The following is a 12,928-nucleotide window of genomic DNA, read 5'->3' as shown; positions in this document are numbered from 1 at the left end:
CCATCGCCCTCGGGTATTTTTTCATAGGGGGTGACAACTATCCTGACACTGAGGGGTCATTCCATGCGTCAGCGTAGATTATATTTCCGTCACAGTGCTTCCAAGTGATCTTTTCATAACGCAATTCAACGGATTCAAGGTGGTTGTTATTTTTGTCTTCTGGTGATGCCATTGTTGGAGATATTGAGACAATCCGAACACCTTCGAGCAGCATGTTGAAATATTCGACTTCCTGACCAGCATCGTTGATTTTATACCATTTTATCTCAGCGGATTTCAGGTTCTGACCCGTGGCAACGGCTTTGTATAGGTATGGACTGGAATAGTCGAACTCTTTAACAATGAGCATAGGTGAGTGTTGACGGGTTCCTGTGGGTTTACCTGTGGCGTTATCAGTGGGTTATGGTGAAATCCTTTGAACTCAATGCTGAATTCCCTTCCTGCTACGTCACAGCCACCTTTAATGAGTGCGCCACCATCATCGTAAATCCACATATTGCCTGGAATAGCCATGTTCTTTTTTTCTTATGTTGTTGTAAATCCCTGTAAATAGTCTATCTATTGGACGGAGGTGAGTAAATGACCAATGTGTGGTTTTTTTAGCTTCTTCTCAGATTAGGCTTTCTACGTCTTCTACACAGACCTCGAAGTTCGATTTTCCCCAGAAATGTATCCCATCAGTAAACCAGAACCGATATTGAAATTACTTTATTCCTTTACTTCAATGAGTTAACTATTGAAAAAAGGTATTGCTGCAGCATGGGGGTGTGGCTGGCGAAGTCCGTGTCAATAGACTCTTTCATATATGATTTAACTCTTTTTTAAGTCTTTCAAGTGCTCATGTGGCCCCAAGTGAAACCCCTCTAAACCCACATAAGCCCGTAAGTTTGTCGCTCACGTGTAGTTCAGGATGGGGTAAGTTTTGGGCTACACATCGTGGTGATACGTTGAAAATAATTCTCACTCAGTTTTTTATTATCAATGAGTTAAGTGTCAATGTTAGGCCAGGACTCAGTTGCTCTGGAAAAGTTATTTTCTAACCTAACCCACAACAGAAACCTTACATCGTTTTTGACGATCACCGTGATTCACCCGTCGGTTTCGGAGTGAAGATCAGTGTGACTAAAAAAACCTATCTAATCCAGCGAAGAGTATCCTCGTCAGATCGTAACGTCAGTGTGGGTAAGAAGCCAAGTTCTGTCTTGAAGGTAAAGGTTGGAAATGTGTCGGATTTTCCAAGTATTGATGAGGCAAGGGAAGCCGGTCGTGTTCAGCCGGTTGGACGTCATTTAATATCAGACTGGCGCTTTTAGTCTCAATTTTAGGCTGGTACTCCGGCTTCACACGAAGTGGCAAGACGCAGATCCTGTACACGATCCGCTGGCTGATCCTGGATATTGCTGATGACGTAACGTCGCAGCTTGTGTTTTCTACCGTCCTCTTACCATTGCGCTATCAGGTTTGTTACGCAGACTGACAAGGTAATGGGGCGATTAGCGGCCTGAATCACCGATAAATTACCCTTACGTCAGGTTAAAATGTTTATTCGGTTGTGGCGGCGGCGGCAACGGGAAATCGCCATTCATGGCTTTCAGATTACGTTCAATCGCCACACAAATGGCGTCCAGCGGCAGGTCGTTAGGGGCGGTACCAAACGGATCTTCCAGTTCTTCCGCCAGTGATTCCAGCGACAGAAAGGTGTAAGAGATAAATACCGACACCAGTGGCGTCATCAGATGTAGATCGGAGACCAGGGCAAACGGTAGCAGGGTGCAGAACAGATAGACGGTGCGGTGCAGGATCAGGCTGTAGGCGAACGGGATTGGCGTGGTCGCGATACGGTCGCAACCGCCCAGCACCGTCGACAGGTGATTCAGATTTTCATCAATACTCTGCCAGACGATATCTGACAGATGCCCTTCATGGCGCAACTCAGCCAGCCAGTCCCCCAGCGCCATCAGGATCTGTGTGGTAGGCAGTGGGTTATTCAGCACGCTGTCGCGCCAGCGGACAGGTACGGTGCGCTGTAAGTCATCGGAGGGATCGCTATGGCGTAGTTGATGCTTCAGACTCAGGTTAAAAGCGATCTGCAGGTCGGCAAATTCCCGGGCCTGCGCAATACTCAGGGTTCGCAGGCTTTTCACCTGGCGCAGCAGTGAACGCTGGGTAATCAGCAATGTGCCCCACAGCGTACGTGCTTCGATAAAGCGTGCATAACTGGCGTTGTTACGAAAGCCAAGGAAAATAGCGATCGATACCCCAATCAGGCTAAATGGCGCGGTGGTTAAATGGATGCCAAGCGTTTCATACCAGGGAAAACTGAGGATGGCGATGAACGACATCAGCAGGTTGAGCGACAGGCGAAACAGGATGCTGGTAAGCACTGAACCGTGCCAGTCAAATAAGCGCAGGAACCAGTGTTGATAGGGACGAACAATCATTTTTGCGATGGTAATTTTTTGATTTTGTTCTCACAGAGTACGCCTGTCATGACTGAATGATCAACGATATTTCATCGTCATGCTATGGATAAGCTTGCTGATGAAGCCCTGTTTTTTATTTTAAAATCAATATAATAGTTGTGATATAAACACTGCATGAAATCTTTCGAGGTTGCTGAATTTATCCAGTAATAATGGTCCTGATGGGGCCCTGAACAAGGTCATCCGTCCATCGCGACAGATTATCCCGTTCAGAACCTTCTGCTGAAAACAGACCACGCGACTTTTGCTGACGTTGCGCGGCTCATCATTCAGCAGACCTGGGGCGCTACCGGCTCTGGTCGCTGATCTTAACTATTATTGCCGGTGAGTTTACTGATCAGCCGTTTTGCTACCGCTTCCGAACTGGCCGGGTTTTGCCCGGTAATCAGATTGCCATCCTCAACCACAAATGGTATCCAGTCGGGGCCTTTCTGGTAATGTGCGCCAGATGCGAGAAATTCATCTTCTATCAGGAAAGGAACAACATCGGTCAATGCAACCGCGGCTTCCTCGCTGTTAGTGAAGCCTGTCACCCGTTTACCTTTGATTAGCGGCTCGCCATTAACGGCTTTAACATGGCGGAGGACGCCTGGCGCATGGCAGACGAAACCCATCGGTTTACCTGCCTGATCAACAGATTCAATCAGACGAATGGAATGGGCCGATTCGGCCAGATCCCACAACGGACCATGGCCGCCGGGGTAGAACACCGTATCAAAAGCCGCCGGGTTAACGGTATCCAGTTTCACGGTATTCGCCAGTGCCAGCTGCGCGTCGGCATCTGTTTTAAAACGGGCAGTCATTGCTGTCTGGAAGTCAGGCAAGTCGCTTTTAGGATCAAGCGGGGGATGTCCGCCAGCAGGAGAGGCCAGTACGATCTCTGCGCCTGCGTCTTTAAATACGTAGTAGGGCGCAGCAAACTCCTCCAGCCAGAACCCCGTTTTGTTGCCGGTATTCCCCAACTGATCATGTGAAGTCAGCACCATTAAAATTTTCATTATAAATCCTTAATTAATTCAATTAATTATTACTATTCAGACTGGGTCAGCATCTCAGTGAGTAAGGCGGCCTTATCCTGATAAGGCGCCCGCAGCCGTAGATTAGTGGTTCCGGCTTCATCCTGAATGACCACCGCTTTTGCATGGCTAAAACGGCGGAAACCATGAATACCGTGATAAGCGCCGATGCCTGAGGCACCAACACCACCAAACGGTAAACTGTCGAGAGCTGCGTGGGCCATGACATCATTGATAACCAGCGCTCCGGAGGTGGTAAGTTGTGCCATCTGCTGTTGCCGCTGCGGATTGTCACCAAAATAATAAGCGGCCAGTGGGCGTGGTCGGGCATTGATGTAATTGATGGCTTCACTGAGCGACGAGGTATAATTTTTGACTGGCAGCAGCGGGCCAAAGATCTCTTCCTGCATGACCCTCATCTCTTCGGTGACATCCAGAATTAAATGCGGTGCGATTTTTCGGCTGCGGGCATCAAAATCAGGTTCGCCTTCCGGTGCCAGGCTTATGATGCGCGCGCCCTTCAGCCGTGCATCCTCGAGCAGATCGAGCAGTCGCTGATAATGGCGATCACTGATTATCGAGGTGTAATCCGGGTTGGACTGTATCGTCGGGAATGCCTGGCGTATAAATGCGCTGGCTGCCGCGGCAAAGGCCGATTCGGTGCCTTCAGGTAGCAGCAGATAATCCGGTGAGATACATATCTGACCGGCATTGAAGGTTTTGATGGTCAGTGTCCGCTCTGCCGCCACCACGGGATCCGCATCGCTGTCCAGTACGACGGGGGATTTGCCGCCTAATTCCAGAGTCACTGGCACCAGGTTTTCGGCAGCCGCACGCATGACGTGTTTGCCAACGGTGGTGCTGCCGGTAAATACCAGATGATCAAAAGGCAGACGACTGAATGCCTGTCCAACCTCGACATCACCAGGCACCACCGTCAGTTCATGCGGCGCGAAATAACGGGCAACCAGTTCAGCCAGCAGCTCAGAGGTTTTCGCGGTGAGTTCCGAGGGTTTCAGCATTGCGGTGTTACCGGCGGCGAACACGCCAGCCAGTGGACCAAATGCGAGGTTAATGGGAAAATTCCACGGGCTGATGATGCCAACCACCCCCAGCGGCTGTGGAGCAACCCAGGCCTGCATAGCGGATACGGGGACTTCAGCGCTTTCCGGTGCCATCCAGCGCTCCAGATTATCGGCGGAATGTTGCAGCATATTTATGGTCGTGACCAGGTCAGCCGCCATGGTCTGGTAGCCGCTGCGGTGACCGAAGTCAGCGCTGATCGCGGCATTGAGCGCGGCATGATTGTCACGGATGAGCGCAATACTGCGCATCAGACGATCACGGCGTAACGCCGCCGAAGCCGGGCCAGCCTGCAGGTGGGCGTTTTTCATCGACTGCAAAATACGTTGCAGCTCCTGATAATGGGTGTCATTGCTCATCATATCTTCCTGTATTTTCATTACGGTACTGGCAAGCGTAACCCCGCTGGATTTCTCTCGCTAATAAGACTATTTTTCATGGGGTATAAATAAATTTATGGCAAGCCATGTCACTCATACGATTACGCACATTTATGGAAGTTTACCGTCAGCGTTCGATATCCGGCGCCGCGCGCGCGTTGAACCTGACACAACCGGCGGTTTCCCAGCACATTAGCGGTCTGGAAGTCGCTATCGGACGGCCGATGTTTGAGCGCCAGGTTCAGGGGGTGATGCCGACACCGGCGGCAGATGATTTGGCGGCTGACATTGGCAACAGCCTGGATATCGCCGAATCAGCGCTGGCTTCAGCCAGAGCCCGTTCAATGGATGTCAGCGGTACATTGCAGATAATCGGCCATGCTGATTTTATGGCGGATAAACTGGCAGGGGAGTTACTGCCATTGCTGGAAAGCGGCATTCGGGTACACATGCATACCGGCGATGGGCCGCTGGTGGCGCAGATGATCATTGAGGGGCATTGTGATTTAGGCATTACCGCCCATCCAGTGACTGATAGCCGGCTCAAAGGCGAAGTGATTTTTACTGATAAGGTTGTGGCGGTGGCGTCACCGCGGGTGGCGGCACGACTGCATGACAGCCATGATTTCTCCGCTGATTTGCTCAACGAACCGTTACTGGCCTATAACCTTGAATTGTCCCTGATCGATGGCTGGCTGGGAAAGAATCGCATCAAGTACAAAACATTGCTTCCCGCCATGGTCGGTCAGGATTTGCGAGGGCTGCGCAGTATGCTGGCGCAGGGATTTGGCTGGTCGGTGATGCCACTGTTTCTGTGTCAGCAGCACATTCAACAGGGAAAGCTCATGCCTCTGCAGGCGCCGGTGGGGGATACCGCCGTCAGCTATAACCTGATCTGGTTACCCAGTGCCTTACGCCAGCCCCGTATCGCCCTCGCAAGACAAACATTGCTTTGGCAACTGAATCAAACTGGCTGAGATGACAGTATTAACGACCGGGCTCCCGTCACGTTATTGTCGTATGAGAGAAAGACAGGCCGGTATAGCCGGCGACTTCACAGGAGATCATGGCGCGTAGACGTCCATCAGTAAGATAAATTATCCCGCCACCTTACTGTTTTCCGCGTTGTAACAGGTGTTGCGTAGTTTGGCCAGCGCCAGAACGATATCAATGGTCGGCGTCGGTTTGCCTGAGATATTTTTGACCGCCGCAAGGGAGTTTTCAAAGGGATCGAGTTCAAGTGGGCGGTGTCTTTCCAGGTCTTGCAACATTGACACTTTATGTTGACCCGTACTCAGGGTGAAATCGATTCTTTCGGCAATCGATTGTGGCATTTTGAGGCCAAAGGAATCAGCTATTGCATCGATTTCACTCAGCATGTTTTCAATAATGGTCACCACCTCTGGCGCTGCCGCAATTCCATTCATATCCGCCAGGGTCAGGATCCCGATGGGATTCCAGCACAGGCTATTGGCGAATTTTATCCAAATTTCCCCCCGTATATTGTCCGTTATCGGCGCGCGAAGACCACCCTGTTCAAGCAGATGAGAGAGTAGGCGTGCGCGCTCCGACGTCTGCCCATTGAGTTCTCCCAATGGGTAGTGGCCCTGAACGCCGTCCTGATGGGTGACGCCAGGCTCTGTGCTGTGCGCTCCATACCAGAACACCACCGGCAACACCTGCGCTGGCGGCATGAGGCGCCATTGTTGATCGTCGGGGTCAATTTCCGGTAAATGACGGTCTTTGAAAGGTCCTTGTAACTGGTGGAAAAAGAAATAAGGAATGCCAGTAGACGGCGGCAAAATGGTGGTATCAGGACCGATAAGATGGGAAAGGGCGTTCAGTAATGTACTGGCTTGCTGGATCTTGGTGGCGATAATGACATAATCCTGAATCCCTAATTCTTCAGGACGGGTGGTTGCATGTACCTGAACAGTGACGTCGTTATTTGGCGTGATAACGCGTATTCCTCGTTGCTTAATGACCGTTACCACCTTTTCACGATCAATAATAGCGACTTCACATTGTTTTGACTGCGCGAGATGACCGGCTAAATGACATCCTATCGCCCCCGCGCCGTAGACGCAGATTTTCGGTATTCGTTGGCCCATCGTTGACTCCTTACTCCGGTTAATGAAATAAGTACAGAATTAGGCACGGAACTCAACCTGGGGCGCTGATAGCACAATATGGATGCGTTGAACCAGGCAGCGACTCAAAATCAGAGTAGCAGGAAAAAAGCGTGATCTGGTTTAACCAGTCTGCGGGGCTGTTTCCGTTATTTTTGTTGATCAGTCTCAGTCAGTATGGCGCCATATCATGTCGGGTCGGCAATGCCAATGCGCCATTGTCCGGGCGGCAGGGTTCCGTTTACCGCAAAATCCCCGACGATACGATCTTTATAAATCCGCGGATTATGCGAGGAAAGCGTGCGGGCGTTGCGCCAGAAGCGATCCAGCGCGACAGTTCGCAGCGTGGCGGAGGCCCCTAAGGCATCGAAAATAAGGGTTGTCGCATTCAGTATCAGGTCAGTCACTACATTCAGGGACTGACAAACGTCCAGTTCTGCGATGGCATTAACCTGCGCTTGTTGTTCCTCATCCCCGCTAAAGCGTACCTCAAAGGCACGCTGGATCGACTCGGCGCTGTGGAGCACAATGGCGCCGCTGGCATATGCCGCGCCGCGTACACGCCCCACAACTTGCAGGCATTTGCGGATGCTGGCGTTGATGGCTTTAATGTCGTGCCGGTGACAACGTTGGGCTGGTGGGATGAATGGGTGGAACAGGTGGTTCCAGTCTTGCAAAAACGCGGCCTGGCGCAACGGGAATACCGGGAAGGAACGTTGCGGGAAAAAATATTTGGTCAGGGTAGTAAGCTGGCGGCCTCTCACCCGCAACGAAAACTTTCTCTGGCTGAGCAGAAAAGCTAGCGTGCGCGACACGGTGTTTCAGCCGCAGAAATGTGTTTATTCGCACGCTATAGCGACGGCTCAAACGGAGAGAATCGTCATATCCCGACACGCCTGATGGCAGTTATTGTTGGTTACGATTATCCAGCGCGTCGCGCAGGCCCTCGCCAATACAGTTGAAGCAGGTCACCGCCAGAGTTATCGCCAGTCCGGGAGCCAGCGCCAGCCAGGGCGCGCGCACCAGATACTGCTGTGCACTGTTGAGCATATTGCCCCAACTGGGGAGGGGGGGTTGAATGCCATAGCCGAGAAAGCTGATATAGGCTTCCAGCAGAATGGCTCGCGCCACGGTCAGGGTCGCCGCGACGATAATCGGTCCGACCACATTCGGTAGTAATTCGCGGAACATAATCCAGCGACCAGATAGCCCCAGCATTTTCGCCGCGAGGATAAACTCCCGTTCCCGTAGTGAGCGGACTTCTGTTTCGACAATCCTCGCCACTTCCATCCAACTGGTGATGGCAATAATCACGGTAATCATCAGTGGACTCGGCTTGAGGAACGCGGCGAGCGTCAGCAGCAAAAAGACGCTGGGAAACGAGAGAAAGGCATCGACGATGCGCATTAACACGGCTCCGGTTCGACCGCCGTAATAGCCAGCGATAATACCAATAACCGCACCGAATGCGATGCTCAGCAGCATGGAAAAAAAACCGACCAGCAGCGAAATTCGCCCGGCCATCAGTAGACGCGCCAGATTATCGCGGCCTAATGAATCGCTGCCGAGCAGGTGCCAGCCGGTGAATGGCGGAGCGAAGCGCGCGCGTAAGTCGATATGCAAATCGTCAAACGGCAGGAGCAACGGGCCGATAGCACAGGCCAGAGTCATCAACATAATCACCACCAGACCGCTACAGGCCAGGCGATGGTGGAGAAAGCGCCCCAGGGTTCGATTATGCCACCAGCGTCTCCTGACCACTGACGGGGATAACAGGGATGAGTCAGACATCGCAGGCTCCTTTATGTCGGGCGAATACGTGGGTCGACAAACGCGGTAATCACGTCGGCCGCCAGATTGCCCAGCAGCACCATGATGGCGGAGAACATCAACAGTCCCATGACCACGGGATAATCGCTATAGCCCAGGCTGTCGAGGAATAATCTGCCCATGCCTGGCCAGGTAAACACCGTTTCAGCCACCAGCGCCCCGCCGAGGATAGCAGGCAACTGCATACCTGCCAGCGCTATCATCGGCAACAGAGCATTGCTGACCACATGACGAAGTAGCACTCGTCGGGGAGAAAGCCCTTTAGCGCGGGCGGTCTTCACAAAGTCCTGATTAATGGTTTCCAGTGTGGCGCTGCGCATATAGCGGCTCCATACCGCGACATCGACAAAGGTCAGTACCATCACCGGCAGCACCAGATGGTGAAGAACATCCAGTAGTGAACCATTCCCCATGGTGTACATGTTGCCAGCCGGGAACCAGTGTAATTTCAGCGCAAACAGATAGATGGCCACCAGGCCAAACCAAAAGGTCGGGATCGACAAGGCAATCATGGCGGCTATCGTGGCCAGATCATCGAACAGACTGTAGCGTTTTACCGCACTTTTCACCCCGACCCAGACGCCAATGCTGATAGCCAGTACAGTTGATGTCACCATCAACAGTAATGTTGCCGGAACGTGTGAGAAAATGATCGTCAGTACCGGCTGACCGTCCCGGTAGGAGCGTCCCCAGTCGCCGCGTAGCAAATGACGCAACCAGTCGAGATATTGCACAGGCAGCGGGCGGTTCAGCCCCATCTGTTCAGCAAGACGATTCAGCGTCTGCTGGTTCATCCCTGGCGTCAGCGCATATTGCGAAAGCGGGCCGCCTGGCGCCAGATTGAGTGCGGCAAAACCAATCAGAGAGACCAGAAACAGCACGACGATGCTTTGACCCAGTCGCCGGAGCAGAAAATTCAGCATAAATCGTTCCTCCTGTCACTCTGTCTGTCCGCCGAATTTACGCCCAGTACCAACTGCCCACGTTCCAGCTGTCGATACGCACGTTGACGTTAGGAATGATGTTGGTCGCTCCTTGTTTATGCCCCAGTACGTTGGCAAATGGGAACAGCGGCAGGAAAGGGAGGTCCTGGCGCACAAGTTCCTGCACCTTGAAGTACACCGCTTTACGTTGTTCAGGCACGAAAAGTTTACTGCCCTGCGTCAGCAGAGCATCCACCTCTTTGCTCTGATATTGAAAGGTGTTCTGGCCTGCGCCGCCTTTGGCTGGAACAGAGGTTGAGCGCATATAATCCGAGGTATCCGGATCGGCACCGGTGAGGAAACTCAGGCCGACAATCGCGGTATCGAATTTAGACATCATCCAGTATTCGCCCCACATAACGGCTGGCGGCAGGTTAGAGATTTTCATCTCGATGCCGATGTCCTGAAACGATTGCTGCATGAATTGCTGCATCTGTTCGCGCAGATGATTCCCTGCGGTAGTGGAGTTGGTAAAAGAGAGACGCACGCCATTTTTCTCGCGGATGCCATCAGCGCCGGGTTTCCAGCCCGCCTGGTCCAGCAATGCTTTCGCTTTATCAGGACTGTATTCATGCTTAGGCAGCGAGGGATTAAAGTAGGCCGAGGCAGTCGGCATGTAGGTCTCGGTGGGTTTGGGCAACCCGTAATAGAGTGAGTCAATAATGGTTTGCTTATCAATGGCGTAGTAGATCGCCTGGCGAACCGCCAGTTCCTGGAACTGAGGGCGTCCCAGATTGAAAGCAAAGTTTTCGATGGTGGCGCTGGACGCCACACTCACCACTTTGCCTGGCAACTTCTTTGCATCATCATAGTGATCGGCAGAGATCCACTGCAGGCCGACAACATCAATATCCCCGGCGGCAAACTGGGTATACATCACGTTGAGGTCAGGGATATATTTGTACACCACCCGCGCCAGACCCGGCCCTCCGGTGTAGTAATCGCTATTGGCAACCAGTTCGATATGATCACCCGGTACGCGTTGTTGCCACTTGAATGGCCCGGTACCGACCGGGGCATGATTAAATGGCGCGTTATTTTTATCTTTGACCGGTCCTAAAATATGTTCCGGTACAATAAATGTTGACGCGAGAATGGACGGGTAGGGGGCGAAAGGTTTGTCCATTCGCCAACTGATTTCTGTCGGCGAAATAACGGTGATATCACGCACCAGTTCATGGCCGGTTTTACGCCAACTACGGAAGTTTGGATCGACCAGCAGCTCCAGGGTGAATTTTACATCATTAGCGGTGAAAGGCTTACCATCATGCCATTTTACGTCGTTGCGTAGCTTGAGATGGAATTTCAGACCGTCAGCGGAAATCCCCCCGTTGGCGACGGTTGGCACCTCAACCGCCAGCGCTGGGGTAAAATCGCCTTTCTCGTTGATGGCAAACAGCGGATCAAACACGCTGAAGTGGATACCTTCATCCACCTCAATGTGCGGCATATGTGGATTAAAGACGGTCGGTTCTTGCGAAAATCCCACCACCATCTGACCTTTTCGTTGGGGGGGGACCGCCGCCAACGCGTTGCCAATGCCAAACAGATTCGGTAATGCCAGCGACGCCGACCCGGCCGCGAGGTAAATCAGCGCTTTACGTCGGGAAAGATTCAGCCTGTCATCAAATTTGTTAGTCATCGGTTTTCCTCTTGTCGGATTAAGGGGGGAGGGTCAGACGCCGCTAAAAACTTCAATTTTTGAACCGTCGGAAAAGCGAGAAAAACGGAAAGCATGCGGATCGACAATCGGTTGACGTCCTAATACCAGATCAGCCATTAAGCGTCCGGCTGCCGGGCCGATACCGAAACCATGGCCGGAAAAGCCTGTCGCGATATAGAACCCTGGTTTACTGTCCACCGCAGAAATAACCGGTACGGCATCAGGCACTACATCAATACAACCGGCCCAATATTGCGCGATTTTTGCCTGACGAAATGACGGCAGATGTTGTTGCAACTGACGGAACGCGCCGTCTGCCATGGCGTAAGAAGGTCGCGGATCAAGCACCCGGCAATACTCAAAAGGCGAGGCGCGATCCATCTGCCAGTGACGGTCCAGTCTGGCTTCATCAATAAAACGCCCCCCCACGCGAAAGCGCAGTGAACGCCAGTCATTGCGCAGCGCAGGCAAAAAATCCCGCGCGTAGCGGAAAGAATCAGGGACGATATCGGCAATGTTTTCATGGCCGGAAGCGACGGTATAACCGCCATCCTGGCGTTTTCGTAGGGCAAAACCCTGACACCACAGGGTTTCCGTCGGGCCTTCGCTCAGGGGCGCGGTACGTAATACGCTGTTGATCACTTTTAACTGCGGCAGGCGTAAATCATGGCGGGCAGTAAACAATGATGACCAGGCGCCACCTGCCAATACCACGCTCTGGCAGGCAATTTCGCCGCGTTCGGTAATCACCGAAGAGACACGACCCGCGGAGGTTTCAATACCCCGTACGGCGCATTCGGTCAGGATGTAGGCCCCGTTACGCCGGGCAGCTTCCGCAATGGCAGGGGCGACTTTTTGTGGCTCAGCTCGTCCGTCCTCAGGCGTGTACAGCGCTCCCCTGACCGTCATATTCGCCGCGGGAAACTTCTGCCTGAACTGCCCCTCATCCAGCATAGTGGAACTGACGGGAAACTCTTTTACCCATTGCAACCACTGTTGATATTTTTCTACCTGCTGGTCATCGTGGCAGGCAAATACAATGCCTGACTGCGTGTAGCCGGTATCGGCTGCAATGCGGCTGTCCAGTGTCTGCCAGATCTTAAGGGCTTCAGCCATCAGGGCGATTTCACGTGGATCGCGACGTGAGATACGCACCCATCCCCAGTTGCGGCTCGATTGTTCATGACCAATTTGTCCCTTCTCGCACAAGGCGACCCGGATACCCTGTTCGGCCAGTTCCAGCGCCGTCGAGACACCGATAATACCGCCGCCAATCACCACCACATCAACACGTTCAGGTAAGTCATTATCGCCGTAAAACGGCACTACACGGGGACCAGGCATAATTAAGACTCTTTTGT

The 12,928-nt window shown here is 52.5% G+C and carries 10 protein-coding genes and 1 pseudogene; 1 reads left to right on the top strand and 10 read right to left on the bottom strand.

The window, feature by feature from the left end; all coding sequences use genetic code 11:
• Positions 1 to 37 precede the first annotated feature (37 nt).
• The 4 genes and pseudogenes from EH228_RS13895 to EH228_RS13875 all read right to left on the bottom strand — a co-directional run bounded on the left by EH228_RS13895 (position 38) and on the right by EH228_RS13875 (position 4,941).
• A pseudogene (locus EH228_RS13895) lies at positions 38 to 513 on the bottom strand (Hcp family type VI secretion system effector).
• Between the two features lie 1,010 nt (positions 514 to 1,523).
• Entirely contained in the window at positions 1,524 to 2,441 is a 918-nt protein-coding gene (locus tag EH228_RS13885; protein ID WP_152322230.1) for a bestrophin family protein, read from the bottom strand.
• 350 nt (positions 2,442 to 2,791) lie between these two features.
• Complete coding sequence (locus EH228_RS13880; protein WP_152322229.1) at positions 2,792 to 3,481, bottom strand: type 1 glutamine amidotransferase domain-containing protein; 690 nt, start codon at positions 3,479 to 3,481, stop codon at positions 2,792 to 2,794.
• A 32-nt stretch (positions 3,482 to 3,513) separates the two neighbouring features.
• Positions 3,514 to 4,941 (bottom strand): coniferyl aldehyde dehydrogenase, encoded by a 1,428-nt coding sequence (locus EH228_RS13875; RefSeq protein WP_152322228.1) that lies wholly within the window; start codon positions 4,939 to 4,941, stop codon positions 3,514 to 3,516.
• 107 nt (positions 4,942 to 5,048) lie between these two features.
• On the opposite strand from EH228_RS13875, the gene EH228_RS13870 reads away from it, so the two are divergent.
• Positions 5,049 to 5,939 (top strand): LysR family transcriptional regulator, encoded by an 891-nt coding sequence (locus EH228_RS13870; protein WP_152322227.1) that lies wholly within the window; start codon positions 5,049 to 5,051, stop codon positions 5,937 to 5,939.
• 120 nt (positions 5,940 to 6,059) lie between these two features.
• On the opposite strand, the gene EH228_RS13865 is transcribed toward EH228_RS13870, so the two are convergent.
• The 6 genes from EH228_RS13865 to EH228_RS13840 all read right to left on the bottom strand — a co-directional run bounded on the left by EH228_RS13865 (position 6,060) and on the right by EH228_RS13840 (position 12,911).
• On the bottom strand, positions 6,060 to 7,073 hold the full coding sequence (locus tag EH228_RS13865; RefSeq protein ID WP_204902666.1) for a ketopantoate reductase family protein: 1,014 nt from the start codon (positions 7,071 to 7,073) through the stop codon (positions 6,060 to 6,062).
• A 206-nt stretch (positions 7,074 to 7,279) separates the two neighbouring features.
• Positions 7,280 to 7,906 carry an acyl-CoA dehydrogenase family protein gene (locus EH228_RS13860; protein WP_152322226.1) on the bottom strand — a complete coding sequence of 209 codons (627 nt, stop codon included), beginning with the start codon at positions 7,904 to 7,906 and terminating at the stop codon, positions 7,280 to 7,282.
• 91 nt (positions 7,907 to 7,997) lie between these two features.
• On the bottom strand, positions 7,998 to 8,882 hold the full coding sequence (locus EH228_RS13855; RefSeq protein WP_152322225.1) for an ABC transporter permease: 885 nt from the start codon (positions 8,880 to 8,882) through the stop codon (positions 7,998 to 8,000).
• A gap of 11 nt (positions 8,883 to 8,893) precedes the next feature.
• Positions 8,894 to 9,844, bottom strand: coding sequence for an ABC transporter permease (locus EH228_RS13850; protein ID WP_152322224.1), 951 nt, complete (start codon positions 9,842 to 9,844; stop codon positions 8,894 to 8,896).
• 37 nt (positions 9,845 to 9,881) lie between these two features.
• The gene (locus EH228_RS13845; RefSeq protein ID WP_152322223.1) at positions 9,882 to 11,546 is read right to left on the bottom strand and encodes a peptide ABC transporter substrate-binding protein; all 1,665 of its coding nucleotides are present in this window, start codon (positions 11,544 to 11,546) and stop codon (positions 9,882 to 9,884) included.
• A gap of 33 nt (positions 11,547 to 11,579) precedes the next feature.
• Positions 11,580 to 12,911 (bottom strand): NAD(P)/FAD-dependent oxidoreductase, encoded by a 1,332-nt coding sequence (locus tag EH228_RS13840; RefSeq protein WP_152322222.1) that lies wholly within the window; start codon positions 12,909 to 12,911, stop codon positions 11,580 to 11,582.
• Between the last annotated feature and the right edge of the window lie 17 nt (positions 12,912 to 12,928).

The organism is Erwinia endophytica (genome assembly GCF_009295515.1).
GTDB lineage: Bacteria > Pseudomonadota > Gammaproteobacteria > Enterobacterales > Enterobacteriaceae > Erwinia > Erwinia endophytica.
The sequence above is the reverse complement of the archived record's forward strand: the minus strand, read 5'-3'. Positions and strand labels throughout refer to the sequence as shown.

What these genes read in the sequence shown, in the direction of transcription:
- EH228_RS13855 (WP_152322225.1), bottom strand. Translation starts at nt 8,882, where the DNA reads ATGTCTGACTCATCCCTGTTATCCCCGTCAGTGGTCAGGAGACGCTGG.
- EH228_RS13870 (WP_152322227.1), top strand. Translation starts at nt 5,049, where the DNA reads ATGTCACTCATACGATTACGCACATTTATGGAAGTTTACCGTCAGCGT.
- EH228_RS13840 (WP_152322222.1), bottom strand. Translation starts at nt 12,911, where the DNA reads ATGCCTGGTCCCCGTGTAGTGCCGTTTTACGGCGATAATGACTTACCT.
- EH228_RS13845 (WP_152322223.1), bottom strand. Translation starts at nt 11,546, where the DNA reads ATGACTAACAAATTTGATGACAGGCTGAATCTTTCCCGACGTAAAGCG.
- EH228_RS13885 (WP_152322230.1), bottom strand. Translation starts at nt 2,441, where the DNA reads ATGATTGTTCGTCCCTATCAACACTGGTTCCTGCGCTTATTTGACTGG.
- EH228_RS13850 (WP_152322224.1), bottom strand. Translation starts at nt 9,844, where the DNA reads ATGCTGAATTTTCTGCTCCGGCGACTGGGTCAAAGCATCGTCGTGCTG.
- EH228_RS13865 (WP_204902666.1), bottom strand. Translation starts at nt 7,073, where the DNA reads ATGGGCCAACGAATACCGAAAATCTGCGTCTACGGCGCGGGGGCGATA.
- EH228_RS13880 (WP_152322229.1), bottom strand. Translation starts at nt 3,481, where the DNA reads ATGAAAATTTTAATGGTGCTGACTTCACATGATCAGTTGGGGAATACC.
- EH228_RS13875 (WP_152322228.1), bottom strand. Translation starts at nt 4,941, where the DNA reads ATGAGCAATGACACCCATTATCAGGAGCTGCAACGTATTTTGCAGTCG.